The sequence below is a fragment of the Duganella zoogloeoides genome (assembly GCF_034479515.1).
GTDB lineage: Bacteria > Pseudomonadota > Gammaproteobacteria > Burkholderiales > Burkholderiaceae_D > Rugamonas > Rugamonas zoogloeoides.
The window spans coordinates 1592505-1607797 of the sequence record NZ_CP140152.1 but is presented as its reverse complement, the minus strand read 5'-3'; the positions used below and the strand labels follow the sequence as shown (position 1 = coordinate 1607797).

At 63.3% G+C, this 15293-nt stretch carries 14 protein-coding genes and 2 tRNA genes; 4 read left to right on the top strand and 12 right to left on the bottom strand.

Annotation, left to right across the window (positions count from 1 at the left end; translation table 11 throughout):
* The first annotated feature begins 33 nt into the window (after positions 1 to 33).
* Entirely contained in the window at positions 34 to 606 is a 573-nt protein-coding gene (locus tag SR858_RS07110) for a UPF0149 family protein (RefSeq protein ID WP_019922053.1), read from the top strand.
* 6 nt (positions 607 to 612) lie between these two features.
* Here SR858_RS07110 and SR858_RS07105 read toward each other — a convergent pair whose 3' ends face one another.
* On the bottom strand, positions 613 to 1620 hold the full coding sequence (locus SR858_RS07105; protein WP_019922052.1) for a 2-hydroxyacid dehydrogenase: 1008 nt from the start codon (positions 1618 to 1620) through the stop codon (positions 613 to 615).
* A 127-nt stretch (positions 1621 to 1747) separates the two neighbouring features.
* Positions 1748 to 2665 (bottom strand): LysR family transcriptional regulator, encoded by a 918-nt coding sequence (locus tag SR858_RS07100; protein ID WP_019922051.1) that lies wholly within the window; start codon positions 2663 to 2665, stop codon positions 1748 to 1750.
* Between the two features lie 103 nt (positions 2666 to 2768).
* Here SR858_RS07100 and SR858_RS07095 point away from each other — a divergent pair, with 103 nt between their 5' ends.
* Complete coding sequence (locus SR858_RS07095; RefSeq protein ID WP_019922050.1) at positions 2769 to 3971, top strand: MFS transporter; 1203 nt, start codon at positions 2769 to 2771, stop codon at positions 3969 to 3971.
* A 586-nt stretch (positions 3972 to 4557) separates the two neighbouring features.
* A complete protein-coding gene (locus SR858_RS07090) occupies positions 4558 to 5070 on the top strand; it encodes a hemerythrin domain-containing protein (RefSeq protein ID WP_019922048.1) in 513 nt (170 codons plus the stop codon).
* 100 nt (positions 5071 to 5170) lie between these two features.
* Here the strand turns inward: SR858_RS07090 and SR858_RS07085 are convergent, their stop codons facing one another.
* The 6 genes from SR858_RS07085 to SR858_RS07060 form a co-directional block, all read right to left on the bottom strand.
* Positions 5171 to 6130, bottom strand: coding sequence for a DMT family transporter (locus SR858_RS07085; RefSeq protein WP_040377806.1), 960 nt, complete (start codon positions 6128 to 6130; stop codon positions 5171 to 5173).
* A gap of 59 nt (positions 6131 to 6189) precedes the next feature.
* Complete coding sequence (locus tag SR858_RS07080; RefSeq protein ID WP_019922046.1) at positions 6190 to 6954, bottom strand: AraC family transcriptional regulator; 765 nt, start codon at positions 6952 to 6954, stop codon at positions 6190 to 6192.
* 80 nt (positions 6955 to 7034) lie between these two features.
* Positions 7035 to 7124 (bottom strand) — tRNA-Ser (locus SR858_RS07075).
* Positions 7125 to 7281: 157 nt separating this feature from the next.
* Positions 7282 to 7371, bottom strand: a tRNA-Ser gene (locus tag SR858_RS07070).
* A gap of 92 nt (positions 7372 to 7463) precedes the next feature.
* Entirely contained in the window at positions 7464 to 8756 is a 1293-nt protein-coding gene (gene serS / locus SR858_RS07065) for a serine--tRNA ligase (protein WP_019922045.1), read from the bottom strand.
* A gap of 103 nt (positions 8757 to 8859) precedes the next feature.
* Positions 8860 to 9066 carry a hypothetical protein gene (locus SR858_RS07060; protein WP_019922044.1) on the bottom strand — a complete coding sequence of 69 codons (207 nt, stop codon included), beginning with the start codon at positions 9064 to 9066 and terminating at the stop codon, positions 8860 to 8862.
* A 269-nt stretch (positions 9067 to 9335) separates the two neighbouring features.
* On the opposite strand from SR858_RS07060, the gene SR858_RS07055 reads away from it, so the two are divergent.
* Entirely contained in the window at positions 9336 to 9749 is a 414-nt protein-coding gene (locus SR858_RS07055; protein WP_154819864.1) for a hypothetical protein, read from the top strand.
* Between the two features lie 12 nt (positions 9750 to 9761).
* On the opposite strand, the gene SR858_RS07050 is transcribed toward SR858_RS07055, so the two are convergent.
* Genes SR858_RS07050 through SR858_RS07035 form a run of 4 tightly spaced genes read right to left on the bottom strand, consistent with a single transcriptional unit; the run spans position 9762 to position 15083 of the window.
* A complete protein-coding gene (locus SR858_RS07050) occupies positions 9762 to 10649 on the bottom strand; it encodes an alpha/beta fold hydrolase (protein ID WP_019922041.1) in 888 nt (295 codons plus the stop codon).
* A 20-nt stretch (positions 10650 to 10669) separates the two neighbouring features.
* Positions 10670 to 11974, bottom strand: coding sequence for a replication-associated recombination protein A (locus SR858_RS07045; RefSeq protein WP_019922040.1), 1305 nt, complete (start codon positions 11972 to 11974; stop codon positions 10670 to 10672).
* Between the two features lie 45 nt (positions 11975 to 12019).
* A complete protein-coding gene (lolA, locus tag SR858_RS07040; protein ID WP_019922039.1) occupies positions 12020 to 12658 on the bottom strand; it encodes an outer membrane lipoprotein chaperone LolA in 639 nt (212 codons plus the stop codon).
* A 10-nt stretch (positions 12659 to 12668) separates the two neighbouring features.
* A complete protein-coding gene (locus SR858_RS07035; protein ID WP_019922038.1) occupies positions 12669 to 15083 on the bottom strand; it encodes a DNA translocase FtsK in 2415 nt (804 codons plus the stop codon).
* Positions 15084 to 15293 lie beyond the last annotated feature (210 nt).

The following is a 15293-nucleotide window of genomic DNA, read 5'->3' as shown; positions in this document are numbered from 1 at the left end:
TCGGCTCGATTAGTTCACTACCAGATTGCCGCCATGCTCAACACTCCGCTCAACGATGACGAATACGACCAACTCGACGACCTGCTGGCCGCCATCTCGCCGCAAGCGCTGGACGTGGCCGGACTCGAAGGTTTGCTGACGGCGCTGGTGATCGGCCCTGGCGACATCGCCCGCGCAGCGTGGTTGCCGGTGGTCTGGGGCGATGCCGCGCCGGCCGACGCCAAAGCGGTCGAGGCCGCTACCGTGCTGGTGTTGCGCCATGAACAGTACATGCGCACCTGGATGCAAAAAGATCCGGCCAGTTTCGAGCCGATCTACGAATGCGGCGGCGCCTGGACGGCCGAAGCCTGGACCGCCGGCTTTGAAGCCGGCATGCAACTCGACGCCGCCAGCTGGCATGCCCTGCGCGCCGCCGAGCCCACCTGGCTGGCGCCGTTCGCGCGCGCCGGCGAGGATTGGGAGGCGGCAGTAACACCCTCGGTGATCCTTATCCACGCCCACTTCCACCCGGCGGCCCCCGCCAAGACCGCCAAGGTGGGACGTAACGATCCCTGCCCTTGCGGCAGCGGCAAGAAGTACAAAAAGTGCTGCGGCGAAGGCAAGTAAGCCGGGCTAATTTGCCGGCACGCGGTTGACCAGTTCTTCGCCGCGCTCGAAAGCGGTGATGCTCTCGATGGTGGTGCGCATGATCTGGCCGATCGCTTCCACCGTGAAGAAAGCCTGGTGGCCGGTAACGATGACATTGGGGAACGACACCAGGCGCTGAATCACGTCGTCGCAAATGATGGTTGACGATAAATCCTGGAAGAACAGGTTCGCTTCCTGTTCATAGACGTCGATTGCCAGCCCGCCCAGTTGGCCCGTTTTAAGGGCCTGGATGGCGGCGTCGGTGTCGATCAGGCCACCCCTGCTGGTATTGACCAGCACGCTGCCGCGCTTGGCCCGCGCCAGCGAGTCGGCGTTGACGATGTGGCGCGTGTCGTCGGTGAGCGGACAGTGCAGCGATACTACGTCGCTGCAGGCGAGCAATTCATCGACTCCCACGTAGCGCCCGCCCAGCGCCTCGAACGCCGGTGACGGGTAACGATCATGGCCCACCACCGTGCAGCCGAAGCCGGCCATGATGCGGGCGAAAATGGTGCCGATCTTGCCGGTGCCGATCACGCCCACGGTCTTGCCGTGCAAATCAAATCCCATCAGGCCGTCGAGGTCGAAATTGCCGTCGCGCGTGCGCGCGCTGGCGCGGGCGATCTTTCGGTTCACTGCCAACAGCAGGCCCACCGCGAACTCGGCCACCGAATGCGGCGAGTAGTCGGTCACCCGCACCACCGCAATGCCCAGCCGCGCCGCCGCTTCGGTGTCGATCTGGTTGTAGCCGGTGGAACGCGTGGCCACCAGCCGCGTGCCTTGCGCGGCCAGCAGCGCCAGCACCTCGGCGTCGACGGTGTCGTTGACGAACACGCAGACGGCGCCGCAGCCCTCGGCCAGGGCCGCCGTGTGGGCGGTCAGGCGGTCCTCCAGGAACCGCAGCGTGTGGCCGCCCTGTTCATCGGCCTCCTTGTTGGCCTGTCCCAGCAGTGCCTTGTCGTAGCGCCGCGCGCTATATACCGCAACTTTCATGGTCTCTCCCTGTCAGTAGTGCTCTGTCGGACCATGGTAGCTGCTGCTTACAATAAAGTCATCACCAACGGCTGGGGCATATTGCCCACCGGCGCCGCAATGCACCGCGAGCGGCCCCCTACCGGGCTCAGGCGCCGATATGCAAGGTTGCCGCCAGGTGCGCGATCAGCGCTTGCACCTTGGGCGCATGCGAACGGCTGCGCTGCCAGACGATGTGCAGCGGCAAGCCCTGCGTGGTCAACTGCGGCAGGAGCGCCACCAGCCGTCCCTCGGCAATCTGGCGCGCCACCAGCCAGGTCGCCAGTTGTGCCACGCCGAGGCCGGCCTCCACCGCACCGACCAGGGCTTCGGCATTACCGAGCACGGCGCGCCCGGTCATCGGCTGGCGTACCACCGACGCCGATTCTGCGCGGAGCAGCCATGGCGCCGTGCTGCCGTCGGCGCGACCGTACAGCACCGCTGCATGATCGAGCAAGTCCGCGCCCGATGCCGGTGCGCCGTGGATATCCAGGTAGGCTGGCGCTGCGCAAAAAATCAATTCTTCGTATCCCAGCGTGCGATGGTCGAGCGCCGCCGGCCATACCTCGTTGTCGGCGCCGCCGATGCGCACCGCAACATCCACGCCGTCCTCCACCAGGTCCACGAAACGGTCCGTGAAGGAGACGTGTGGCATCACTTGCGGGTGCGTGCCTGCAAACTGCAGCAGCGCCGGCCACGCCCGCAGGCGGCCGAAGGTCGCCGGCAAGTCTACCCGCAGGCGCCCGGACGGCACCGCATCGTCGGACGCCAGTACGCGCTCGGCCGCTTCCAGGTCTTCCAGCACCTGCACGCACACCTGCCGGTAGGCGTGGCCGGCGTCGGTCAGGCGCAAGCGGCGCGTGCTGCGCTCGAACAATCGGCTACCCAGCCGCTCTTCCAGGCGGGCAATCGCCTTGCCCACCGCCGAGTTGGTCAGATTGAGGCGCTGGGCGGCAGCGGTAAAACTGCCGGCTTCGGCAACGGCAACGAAGGTGGCAATGCCTTTCAAGCGTTCGGTCGGATGCACTGGAATTATTTTCTTAAATTAAGTGGAATTCTTGTCCAACAGTGGAATATTTTTCTTTTATATCATTTATCCCTGTTTAACCTGACAACTCACAAGAAAAACCATGGCTACCTCTTCTTCCAAAGCCTCGATTGCCATCCTGGCGATTGCCGCCTTCATCATCGTCACCACCGAATTCCTGATCGTCGGCCTGCTGCCGGCACTGGCGCGCGACCTGGCGATATCCGTTACCTCGGCCGGCCAGCTGGTGACGCTGTTTGCCGTGGTGGTGATGGTGGCGGGACCGTTCCTGACCGCCGCGCTGGCCCACTTCGACCGCAAGAAGCTGTTCATTGCCATCCTGGCGCTGTTTGCCGCCGCCAATGCGCTGGCCGCCGTGGCGCCGAATATCTGGGTGCTGGCGATTGCCCGCCTGTTGCCCGCACTGGCGCTGCCCGTGTTCTGGGGCACGGCCAGTGATACCGCTGCGCAAATTGCCGGCCCGGGCAACAGCGGCCGCGCCGTCTCGACCGTCTACCTGGGGATTTCGGCGGCGATGCTGTTCGGCATTCCGCTTGGCACCCTGGCAGCGGACGCCATCGGCTGGCGCGGTGCGTTCGCGTTGCTGGCCGCGCTGTCGGCCGTGATTGCAGTATTGATGACCATCAGCATGCCCACCGTGCAGGCCACCGAAGCGGTGCCGCTGCGCACCCAGGCGGCCGTGCTCAAGCGCCCATATTTCCTGGCCAACGTGGCGCTGTCGGTGCTGGTGTTTACCGCCATGTTTACCGGCTATACGTACCTGGCCGAACTGCTGGAAAAATCGGCCGGCATCGCGCCGTCGCTGGTGGGCTGGTGGCTGATGGGCTTTGGCGCGGTCGGTTTGTTCGGCAACTGGCTCGGCGGCCTGTGGGTTGACAGCAAGCCGCTCGCCACCACGGCGCTGTTTTGCATGGTCCTGGCGCTCGGTATGGCGGCCACCACGGCGCTGGCCGGCTTCGGCAGCAATCGTGCGTGGTTTGCGCTGGCGCTCGGTGTGTGGGGCATTGCCAACACGGCGCTGTATCCGATCTGCCAGATCCGCGTGATGAAGGCCGCGACCGGCGCCCAGGCGCTGGCAGGCACCATCAATGTGTCGGCGGCCAATGGCGGTATCGCGCTGGGTGCGGCGCTCGGTGGGCTGGCAATTTCGAGCTGGGGCGTGCATGCGGTGGGGTATGCGGCAGCAGCGCTGGCCGTGGTGGCCGTGATCGTGGCGGCGGTGATATCGGCAGCGATTGCGCCAACGGCAGTCCAGCACGCGCCGGCCGCGAAGCCGGCGCGATAAGTCACCCTACTCCCAGGATTGCGCGACCTGCACCGCGTCGCTGGCGCCAGTGCTGGCGGCGCGTACTTTTTCGGCTGCGGTCCGACCGGCCAGGAACGCGTGGTCGGAGTGGTAGTACTCCCCCGCGCCGAAACGCAGCAAGGTACGTCCGCCGGCCGTGATACCGTCGAGTTTGCGGCGGTACCATACGCAGGGATGGAAACCGTGGTCGCCGATGCCGCTCGCTGCCGCCTCCGATGCAACGGCACCAGGATGCGATGGGGCCAGTCGATGGCATCCTGGGGACCGCGATGTTGGCGCGCAGCGTCGAACGCCAGGTTCCACTCGCCGTTAAGCGACGTCCAGCCATCGCGTACCAGCTGGGGCCGCGGATATTCAAACTGGAGCATGGGATTGTTTCGCTGGCAGCGCAGCGGATGAGAAAAAACATTCCAAAAATAGCAGTAATTGTTTTATGTTTTTTACACTGCCTCCACCCGCAAGCGAGTAGGACACTACCTACAGCGCCTACCGTCCCACCGCACGGAGTGGCCGTCGGTCCTCTGCCATGCTGGCAGTTCAGCAACCCAACCCACAAGGAGTAGCCATGAGTTCCATAGCCAAACCACGCGATGCCGTCGCCCTGCTCAAGCAGGATCATGACGAAGTCAAAGCGATGTTCAAGCAATACGAAGAACTGGGTGACCGCGCGTTTGCGACCAAACAGAAGCTGGCGGAGAAAATCTGCCTGGAATTGACCAAGCATGCGATTGCCGAAGAAGAAATTTTCTATCCGGCCGTGCGCGCCGACGTCAAGGAAGGCGACGACCTGGTTGACGAAGCAACCGTTGAACACGCGTCCGCCAAGGATCTGATCGCGCAAATTCACGCCATGGATCCGCACGACGACCTGTACGACGCGAAGGTGAAAGTGCTGGGCGAATACATCGACCATCACGTCAAGGAAGAAGAAGAGGAAATGTTCCCGCAGGCTAAAAAAGCCGGCATCGACCTGGTCGCGCTAGGCGAACAGATCCAGGCGCGCAAGGACGAGATCGAAGAGATTCCTCCGCCGATGATCCCGCCTGCCGCCATGGAAGGCCGCCGTCCTTCGCTGTAAGAACCTGTCCAGGCAGCGAGAAGACAGCCGAGGTATTCTCTCAAGGAATGCCTCGCGCCCTGCCGGTACACGTTCCGGGGTCGGCGCCTGCCGCAGCGGGTCAGGCAGGCTGCCGCTTGCCAGGCATACCGGGCGGTGCCGTACGCTGCGGCCGGTGCGCTTGCGCGCACAGCGCCACGCCACCGAGCAGCAACAACAGCGCTGCGCCCTCGGCGACCGTGGGCCAGCGCTGCTCCCACATAAATCCGTACAACACGGCAAATACCGTCTCGAACACGATCAACTGGCCGGTCATGGTGAGCGGCAGCGTGCGGCTGGCGACATTCCACAGGCCGTTACCGATCACCGAGCACAATACCGCCACCCCGGTGACAATGCCGGTGAACACCAGCCAGCCCGAGGTGTCATGGTCGGCGTTTGGCGCGGCCAGCACGAAGGCCGGTACTGCCAGCGCCAGCGCCAGTGCGCCCGTCACCAGCCCCGTCAGCAAGCTCCATTCATGCGCCGACACCTGCTGCAAGCGTCCCAGCCAGCGGCTGTTGGCGACCACGTAGGTCGTCCACGACAGCAAGGCGCCCAGCGCGCACAGCAGCCCCAACGTCGATTGATGACCTGGCGCGGCCAGCGCTTGCCAGCTAATGCACAGCAACCCCGCCATGCTCAACGCCAGCGATGGCAGCAGGCGTTTGAGCGGCACCGCGTGGCGGTCGCGCGCGCCCACCAGCGTCACGATCACCGGCAACAGCCCGATCACCAGCGACGTCATCGCCACCCCGCCCGCCTGCACGGCCTTGGCCAGCAACACGTAATAAACCAGGTTGCCGGTGAGCGCGAGCCACACCAGGCCGCGCCATTCGCGCCAGGTCAGGCGCCCGCGCAGGCGACGCCAGCCAGGCCCGATCAGCAACGCCGCCACCAGCCCGTAAGCCAGGTAGCGGCCGGCCGACAATTGCAGCGGCGTGAAGCCGGGCGTGACTTCGGGCGCCAGGAACACCAGCCCCCACAGTGCGCAGGCGAGCACGCCGGCGGCGATGCCCAGTCGATGATTGTTCAATAGCATGGAGATCCTTCCGAAAGAAGTGATTCTCCCTGCTGGCGCGATGGAATTCTTGGCGTAGGCTACTGCTTTGTTGACGCCAGCTCCTGCTTGCTGCGGCGATAGGCGGCGGGGGTGGTGTCGAGATGCGTGCGCATGGCGCGGGTGAGCGCGCTCTGCTCGGAAAAGCCGCAGGCCAGCGCCACCTCGGCGAGCGGCCGGCTGCCCTCCGCCAGCTGCGCGCAGGCCAGGTCCAGACGCCGGTGCAGCAGCCACAAGTGCGGACTGGTATCGAGTTCTTCGCGAAACAGCGCATGCAGGCGGCTGGTGCTCAGGCGCGCAAACGCGGCCATCGACTCGGTGCTCCACGCGGCACCGGGATCGGCCTCCACCTGCGCCAGCAATGCCGACAGGCGCGAGCGCGCTTGCGGCACGCCGAGCGCCAGCGTATCGAGCAACAACGGCGTCCAGCCGCGCAACATGCCGGGCTGCACAGCTTGCTGCTCGGCCATCAGGTGCATGAATTCGATCAGCTTGCGCGCAGCCGGGCCGATGGCAGCGAACGGCCGCTCCAGCAGCAGCTGGCGGCTCGGCTGTTCCAGTTCGGCCTGGTCGAAATCGAGGATGATGGACCGGTTGTCCACGTCGCTGCGCTGGGCATGCCAGGCGCCGGCCACCACCACTGCGCCATGCAGCGGATCGAGACGGGCCTGGCGGCCCAGCACCTCCACCTCCACCACGCCGGTAACCGGCAACACCAGCTGCGCAAACTCGTGGCGATCGGTCCCCCAGCGCTCGCCGTAGCTGCGCAGATCGATATCGACAAAGGGAGGGACAAGCGCGGACATGGGGCGGACGGACGGAATGTGTAACACGCCAGTCTAGCATGGCGAAAAAAAACCCGCCGAAGCGGGTTTTCTCACATCCTTGGCGGAGAGGGTGGGATTCGAACCCACGGATAGGTTGCCCCATCGCTTGATTTCGAGTCAAGTACATTCGACCACTCTGCCACCTCTCCTTTCCGCTGTTGCCAGCGGAGGCAGGATCATAGCAGGCCGCCGTCAAAAACGGAAGGGCCAACCATGCCTGCCGGTGCAAACTTTCAACAAACTATTTATCTTGATTTTTTGCCGCAGAAAAGAAAAAACCCGCCGAAGCGGGTTCTCTCACATCTTTGGCGGAGAGGGTGGGATTCGAACCCACGGTAGGGTCGCCCCTACGCTTGATTTCGAGTCAAGTACATTCGACCACTCTGCCACCTCTCCTTTTCTTGCATCAGACACTAACGTGTTGGTGCGAGAAGGCAAGATTATAGCAGGCCTTCCGGAAAATGGAAGGCCTTTTTTCCAGCCCGCGATCAGGCAGCTTGCAGATGGGTCAGGCCGCCCATGTACGGACGCAGCACTGCTGGAATTTCGACACCGCCATCGGCTTGCTGGTAGTTCTCGAGCACGGCCACCAGCGTGCGGCCCACGGCCAGGCCGGAACCGTTGAGGGTGTGCACCATTTCCGGCTTGCCTTGCGGGTTGCGGAAACGCGCCTGCATGCGGCGCGCCTGGAACGCTTCGCAGTTCGACAGCGACGAAATTTCGCGATAGGTGTTCTGCGCCGGCAGCCACACTTCCAGGTCGAAGGTCTTGGTGGCGCCAAAGCCCATGTCGCCGGTGCACAGCGACATCACGCGGTACGGCAGGCCCAGCCGTTGCAGGATGGTTTCGGCATGGCCGACCATTTCGTCGAGCGCCGTGTACGACGTGTCGGGATGAACCACCTGCACCATCTCGACCTTGTCGAACTGGTGCTGGCGGATCATGCCGCGCGTGTCGCGGCCATAGCTGCCCGCTTCCGAGCGGAAGCATGGCGTGTGGGCGGTCATCTTCATCGGCAGCGCGTCGGCCGCCAGGATTTCGTCGCGGGCCAGGTTGGTCAGCGTCACTTCCGAGGTGGGGATCAGGTAGAAGTTCTCGCCCTCGCCTTCCACGCCGCCTTTTTTCACCGAGAACAGATCGGCTTCGAACTTGGGCAACTGTCCGGTGCCGCGCAGCGAATCGGCGTTGACCATGTATGGCGTGTAGCACTCCGTGTAGCCGTGCTCGTCGGTATGGGTGTTGAGCATGAACTGCGCCAGCGCGCGGTGCAGGCGCGCAATGCCGCCCTTCATGACCGAGAAGCGCGAACCGGTGAGCTTGGTGGCGACATCGAAATCGAGACCCAGCGGCGCGCCCACATCGACGTGGTCTTTCACTGCGAATTCAAACGTGCGCGGCGTGCCGACCTTGCGCACTTCGACGTTGCCCGACTCGTCGGTGCCCTGTGGTACGGACTCGTGCGGCAGGTTCGGGATTGCCTGCATGAAGTCGCTGATCTTGGCCTGTACCGCCGACAGCGCGATTTCGTTGGCCTTGAGTTCGTCACCGAGGCCGGACACTTCGGCCATCAGCGCGGTGGTGTCTTCGCCCTTGCCCTTCAACATGCCGATCAGCTTGGACTGCGAATTGCGCTTGCCTTGCAATTCCTCGGTACGCGTCTGGATCGCTTTGCGTTCCGACTCGAGCGCGTTGAACGCGTCCACATCGAGCTGGTACTTGCGGGTGGCCAGTCGCGCGGCGACGTTGGCGATGTCTTTACGGAGGAGTTGGATATCAATCATGGGAGCGCAGTGCCGTTGTATCGAAAACGTCAATTGTACCAAGAGGAAGTCCGTTCCCAGCGAGTTTTACACAGCCCGCCGGCTGTCCCGATCGGGGTGGCGGTTACAGTGCGGCTTTTTCAGCGGCGCTCAAGCGCTTGGCTGCCACGACCACTACCTGCATCTTGGCGTGGTGAATCACCGTTTGCGTCACCGGGGCGCTCAGCGCCAGGCGGGTGGCGTCGGCATCGGCGGCGCTGGCGAAGCTGGTGGCGCCGGCGATCACAGCGGCGGCGACGAAGATACTTTCCATGTGTTTGGTGATGTTCATGATGCGCTCCTTTGAGTGGGTGGTCTACAAGTTGTCCTGCGATGGATGTACTGTAGCTAAAGGGCGTATGGCTTGCGCGGCGGATGCGATGAAGCGCCGTAAATGGCGGATGGACTGCAAAAAGACGGTGCCGATGCAGCCGGACTCGGCGCTTGAATGGGGACTTGCCGGGGACTTGCTTGCAGGATTTCAACTACGCAACTAATCGTGCGCCATGACGGCATTGAAATGTGTACGATGAGTCAACAACAAGCCTATCGGAGAATAACTTGAAAACACAATTCCTGAAAATGGGCGCCATGGGCGCATTGATGGCACTGGCGGCCGGTTGCTCGACCATGAGCGGTCCGCCGGAAAACGAAGCGCCGCCACCGGCCAACCCTGCGTTTGCCGGCGTCATGGCCAAGTTCAATGCCCAGTTCCCCAACGACAAGGCGACCAAGTACGAAGAAGTTTCGCTGAACTACAACAATACCCACAAGCTCGATGATCGCGGCAACTGCCACGACCTGTCCAAGTATCCGGTCACCATCATCCTGACCCTGGACAGCGCCGGCAAAGTCGTCAGCAGCACCACCGACGTGGACAACAAGAAAGCCGACTGCTTCCGCAAGGCCTATGCCGACGTGCAACTGCCGGCACCGCCGTTCGCTCCCTACATCAAGCCGATCCGCCTGCGCTGATCAGTTGTATTATCAGGCTGCCGCATCATCACCGGCGGCAGCCTGCTCCTCTGCCACGACGACTTCCCCGTCCCCTTCTTCCTTCGGCGCCGCCTCGGCCACGCCATCGAGCCAGTCCAGCACGACCTGGTTGAACCGCTCCGGCTCGCTCACCATGGGCCAGTGCCCGGTATTGAACGCCACCACCTTGCACCCTTTTCTTGCCGCCAGCATCTCGGTCCACGGCCCCGAATGAAACATGAACGGCTTGCGGATGCCATAGATGAACAGCATCGGCACGCGCGGCTTGAACGGCACCAGCGCCCGGTACGAACCGATGTTGCCGGCCGTGAGGATGTAATACGGATAATTCATGCCCGAATAAATATGCTCGCGCGGCGACGGCACTTTCATGATGCCTGCCATGGTGCGGGTAACCAGGTTGCCGATCCCGCCGCCGATGGCCCAGCCGAGCGCCAGCACATTCTGGTAACCGTTGAGCATCATGCGCTGCCCCAGCGAGCGCGAGCGCAGCGTCGTCTCGGAATTGGCATCGCCGATATCGACGCCGACGATGCGCGACACCGCAGCCCGGTGACGCATGTAAAACTCGTAGCCGAACACGCAACCCCAGTCGTGCGTCATCAGGATCACCGGCTGCTTGCGGTTGACGCTGTTGACGATGTGCAGCAGGATGCGCATGGTCGCGTCCAGCGTGTACGACCGGCGCTGCTTGCTGTTGTCGAAGCCGGGCAAGGTAAAGCGCACACAGCGGTAGCGATGCCTGAGCGCGGCCACTTGCGGCTCCCACAGCCGATACGTATCGGGCCAGCCGTGGATCATCACGATGGTCTCGGCATGCTCGTCCTCTTCGGGACCATCGATGTAAATGTCGATGCCATCGACCACGAGCTGTTGCATGGGGTTCCTCTAGACAGGGATCAGGTTTTGCCGGCGTCGGCATCGAGCTGGCGCAAGAATGCCAGCTTGTCCGCAATTTTGCTCTCCAACCCGCGCGGCACCGGCTGGTACCAGCCCGGCTCGCGCATATCGTCGGGGAAGTAGGTTTCGCCGGCGGCGTAGGCGTTCGGCTCGTCGTGGGCGTAGCGGTATTCGTGGCCGTACCCGAGTTCTTTCATCAGCTTGGTCGGGGCGTTGCGCAGGTGGACCGGTACTTCGCGGCTCTTGTCGGTTTTGACGAACGCCCGGGCCTGGTTGTAGGCGTTGTAGCCGGCGTTGCTCTTGGCGGCGATCGCCAGGTAGATCACGGCCTGGCCCAGCGCCAGTTCGCCTTCGGGTGACCCCAGCCGTTCGAACGTGGTGGCGGCATCGTTGGCGATTTGCATGGCGCGCGGGTCGGCCAGGCCGATGTCTTCCCAGGCCATGCGCACGATGCGGCGCGACAGGTAGCGCGCGTCCGCGCCGCCATCGAGCATGCGGGTGAGCCAGTACAGCGCCGCGTCCGGGTTGGAGCCGCGCACCGATTTGTGCAGCGCCGAGATCTGGTCGTAAAAATTGTCGCCGCCCTTGTCGAACCGGCGCGCGTTGAGCGTCAACGCGTTCTCGATAAAGGCCGGCGTGATCTTGTTGGTCTTGGCGGCATTGGCGGCGGTGCTGGTCTGTTCCAGCAGGTTGAGCAGGCGGCGGCCGTCGCCGTCGGCATAACCGATCAGGGTATCGAGTGCGGCATCATCAAACTCCAGGTGCGACAGTACCCGCGCGCGGGCCTTGTCCACCATCTCGCGCAGCTCTGCCTCATCGAACGACTTGAGCACATACACTTGCGCACGCGACAGCAGTGCCGAGTTGACTTCGAACGATGGATTTTCGGTGGTGGCGCCGATCAGCGTCACCAGCCCCGATTCCGCGTACGGCAGCAGCGCATCCTGCTGCGACTTGTTGAAGCGGTGGATCTCATCGACGAACAAGATCGTGTGCTTGCCGAGCACCAGGTTCTGCTGGGCCTGCTCCATGGCGGCGCGGATATCCTTGACGCCCGAGAACACGGCCGACAAGGCGATGAATTCGCAATCGAAAGCGTTGGCGGTCAGGCGCGCCAGCGTGGTCTTGCCCACGCCAGGCGGGCCCCACAGGATCATCGAGTGGGGCTGGCCCGATTCGAAAGCCAGCCGCAGCGGCTTGCCAGGCCCCAGCAGGTGGCGCTGGCCGATCACCTCATCGAGGGTCTTGGGGCGCAGCGCTTCGGCCAGCGGTTGGCGGGGTTCGTTGGTGAAGAGGTCTGCCATGGTGTTGAGATGTGCGACGCTGAACGACTGGCAGCGCCCTGCTACCTAGTTGTTGAACACGTCCGCGCCCTTGGGCATCACGAACTTGAAGCTGGTGGCCGTCAAGGCCGGATTCTTTTCGATTTTCGACAGCGCCAGCACCGACGTCTGGCCGAACGAGTCTTTCAGTTCCATCGCCTCCGGCAAGCCGTTGCGCAGACCGATGGTGATTTGTTCGAAGCTCGAATCCTTGGCTTTCGGTACGGCTTTGAGCCACTCGAGACCATCGCGCGTGCCCGCTTCCGACAAGGTAAAACTCTTTTCCAGGTCGTTGCTGCCGAACAGGATGGAGGCCGGCGACGAACCCAGCGCGTCGCCGAGTTTCTTGGTGGTGACCTGGTTCAGGTCCTTGTCGAAGATGTAGAGCTGCTCGCCATCAGCCTGCAGCACCTGCTCGTACGGCTTGGTATAAGTCCAGATGAACTTGCCGGGGCGGGCGAACAAAAACGTGCCGCTCGACGGTGGCGTCGGCTTGGCCTTGGCGCTGCCCTCGCCCTTGACTTGGCGCTGGGTGAACTCGCCCTTGGCGGCCTTGGTGGACGCCACGAACGATTTGAACTGTTCCAGCGCGCTGGCGTGGACCGAGCCGGCGAACAGTGCGCCGGCCACGGCCAACAGGGCAGCCGATTTCTTCAATTGCATCATATTGCTTTCCTTATTCTGCGCTGGCAGCGGGCACCAGGATGTCGCGGTTGCCGTTCGATTGCATGGCCGAAACCACGCCGCTATTTTCCATTTGTTCCAGCAGGCGCGCCGCGCGGTTGTAGCCGATGCGCAGGTGACGCTGCACCAGCGAAATCGACGCCCGGCGATTTTTCAGCACCACTTGCACCGCCTGGTCGTACATCGGATCGGCCTCGCCACCGGCCTCGCCAGCCGCACCGCCTTCGGCGCCGCCCTCGCCTTCCAGCGTGCCGCCCTCGAGGATGCCCTCGATGTAGTTCGGCTCGCCCGTGGTCTTCAGGTGCGCCACCACGCGGTGCACCTCTTCATCCGACACGAAGGCGCCGTGCACGCGCACCGGCAGGCCGGTACCAGGCGGCATGTACAACATGTCGCCCATGCCCAGCAGGGTCTCCGCGCCCATCTGGTCGAGAATGGTGCGCGAGTCGATCTTGGACGAAACCTGGAACGCGATCCGGGTCGGAATGTTCGCCTTGATCAGGCCGGTAATCACATCCACAGATGGGCGCTGGGTAGCCAAAATCAAGTGCAAGCCGGCGGCGCGCGCTTTTTGCGCGATACGGGCGATCAACTCTTCTACCTTCTTGCCGACGACCATCATCAGGTCGGCCAGCTCGTCGATGATGATGACGATGGTCGGCAGTTTTTCCAGCGGTTCCGGCGAATCGGGCGTGAGGCTGAACGGGTTCGGGATGTGTTCCTCGCGCTTGGTCGCCTCGGCAATCTTGGCGTTGTAGCCGGCCAGGTTACGCACGCCGAGCTTGGACATCAGCTTGTACCGGCGTTCCATCTCGTTCACCGCCCAGTTGAGGGCGTGGCCGGCCTGGCGCATGTCGGTCACGACCGGGGCCAGCAAGTGCGGAATGCCTTCGTACACCGACATTTCCAGCATCTTCGGATCGATCAGGATCATGCGCACGTCGGCCGGGTCGGACTTGTACAGCAGCGACAAAATCGTCGCATTGATACCGACCGATTTACCGGAGCCGGTGGTACCGGCAACGAGCAAGTGCGGCATCTTGGCCAGGTCGGCCACCACAGCCTTGCCGGCGATGTCCTTGCCCAGCGCGACGGTGAGCGGCGACGGGTTGTCGTTATAGACCTTGGAACCGACAATCTCCGACAGGCGCACGATCTGGCGCTTGGCGTTGGGCAGTTCCAGCGCCATGAAGTTTTTACCGGGAATGGTTTCCACCACGCGGATCGAGGTCAGCGACAGCGAACGCGCCAGGTCGCGCGCCAGGCCCACGATCTGGCTGCCCTTGACGCCGGTGGCCGGTTCGATTTCGTAGCGGGTGACGACCGGGCCCGGATAGGCGGCCACGACCTTGGCTTCGACGCCGAAGTCCGACAGCTTTTTCTCGATCAGGCGGCTGGTGAATTCCAGCGTTTCGACCGCCACGGTTTCCTGCACCTCGGGCGCCTCGTCCAGCAGCGACAAGGTAGGCAGCTGCGGATTGCCGTTCAGGTCCTGGAACAGGCTGGCCTGGCGCTCCTTTTCCACGCGCTCGGATTTGACCACGGTGACCACTTGCGGCTCGATCTTGACGATCGGCGCGGCGACCGGATGTTTTTCCACGTGCTTGGCGCGCTCGATCACCACGGTTTCCTCGCGCTTGACGGCAGCGACTTCACCCTGGCGGCGGTCTTCGCGGTACTGGTAGCGCTGGATGAACCAGACGATGCCCGATTCGATCGTGAAGCCGATGCGCTCGGCCAGCGCCAGCCACGAGACCTGGAAGAACAGCGAAAAACCGAGGCCGAACAACAACAGCAGCAGCAAGGTGGCGCCGGTAAAGCCGAACGCCACGTGCGCCGAATGGCCGATCAGCTCGCCCAAAACGCCGCCCGAGACGCGCGGCAACTCTGCGTGGCGCGTGAGCGAACCGAGGCGCAGGTATTCGAGCCCCACGCTGCCGACGAACAGCAGCACGAAGCCGATACCGCGTATCAGCGGCTCTTGCGCATGCTCGGGCTCGGCAGGCTTGGTCATGACAAATTTTTGCGTGAGGCTACGGTAACCTTGCCACACGTAGCGCAGCACGCAAAACGCCCACCACCAGGCCGAGATGCCGAAGATGTACAGCAGTAAGTCGGACAGCCAGGCGCCGGCGCGGCCGCCGAGGTTGGTCACCTTGGGCACCAGCGTTTCGTGCGACCAGCCGGGGTCGAGCTTGTTGTAGCTGGCCAGGATCAGCACGAAATAAAGGCCGAGCACGGCCAGCGCCAGCCAGCGCGCTTCGGACAGCAGCTTGACCAGGCGATTGGGCAGCGGCTGGCGCTCGGTGGGGGTGCGTTTGTAGCCGTTGGCGGACGCTGCGGACGAGGTCGTTCCGGCGCCTGCGCCAGACTTGGAAGATCGTTCCTGAACTTTTTTACTGCTCATAGGTATTAAGGTGTTGCAACGTTATCGCACAGGAAAGATTCAGAGACAGCTATTCTAAGGCATACAGGCCACATCCGCCCCACGATTCATCCTGATCTTCTGCTTGCACTATAATCTTGTATTGCCTGCGTGAATGCAAGAGGCATTGCCCTTGCCTCCACCGCAGATGCCCCCAACTCCGATGTACTCCAATCTACAAAGAAGCCCGCC

What these genes read in the sequence shown, in the direction of transcription:
- serS (WP_019922045.1), bottom strand. Translation starts at nt 8,756, where the DNA reads ATGATTGATATCCAACTCCTCCGTAAAGACATCGCCAACGTCGCCGCG.
- SR858_RS07050 (WP_019922041.1), bottom strand. Translation starts at nt 10,649, where the DNA reads ATGCAACAGCTCGTGGTCGATGGCATCGACATTTACATCGATGGTCCC.
- SR858_RS07095 (WP_019922050.1), top strand. Translation starts at nt 2,769, where the DNA reads ATGGCTACCTCTTCTTCCAAAGCCTCGATTGCCATCCTGGCGATTGCC.
- SR858_RS07045 (WP_019922040.1), bottom strand. Translation starts at nt 11,974, where the DNA reads ATGGCAGACCTCTTCACCAACGAACCCCGCCAACCGCTGGCCGAAGCG.
- SR858_RS07035 (WP_019922038.1), bottom strand. Translation starts at nt 15,083, where the DNA reads ATGAGCAGTAAAAAAGTTCAGGAACGATCTTCCAAGTCTGGCGCAGGC.
- SR858_RS07090 (WP_019922048.1), top strand. Translation starts at nt 4,558, where the DNA reads ATGAGTTCCATAGCCAAACCACGCGATGCCGTCGCCCTGCTCAAGCAG.
- SR858_RS07110 (WP_019922053.1), top strand. Translation starts at nt 34, where the DNA reads ATGCTCAACACTCCGCTCAACGATGACGAATACGACCAACTCGACGAC.
- SR858_RS07105 (WP_019922052.1), bottom strand. Translation starts at nt 1,620, where the DNA reads ATGAAAGTTGCGGTATATAGCGCGCGGCGCTACGACAAGGCACTGCTG.
- lolA (WP_019922039.1), bottom strand. Translation starts at nt 12,658, where the DNA reads ATGATGCAATTGAAGAAATCGGCTGCCCTGTTGGCCGTGGCCGGCGCA.
- SR858_RS07080 (WP_019922046.1), bottom strand. Translation starts at nt 6,954, where the DNA reads ATGTCCGCGCTTGTCCCTCCCTTTGTCGATATCGATCTGCGCAGCTAC.
- SR858_RS07085 (WP_040377806.1), bottom strand. Translation starts at nt 6,130, where the DNA reads ATGCTATTGAACAATCATCGACTGGGCATCGCCGCCGGCGTGCTCGCC.
- SR858_RS07060 (WP_019922044.1), bottom strand. Translation starts at nt 9,066, where the DNA reads ATGAACATCACCAAACACATGGAAAGTATCTTCGTCGCCGCCGCTGTG.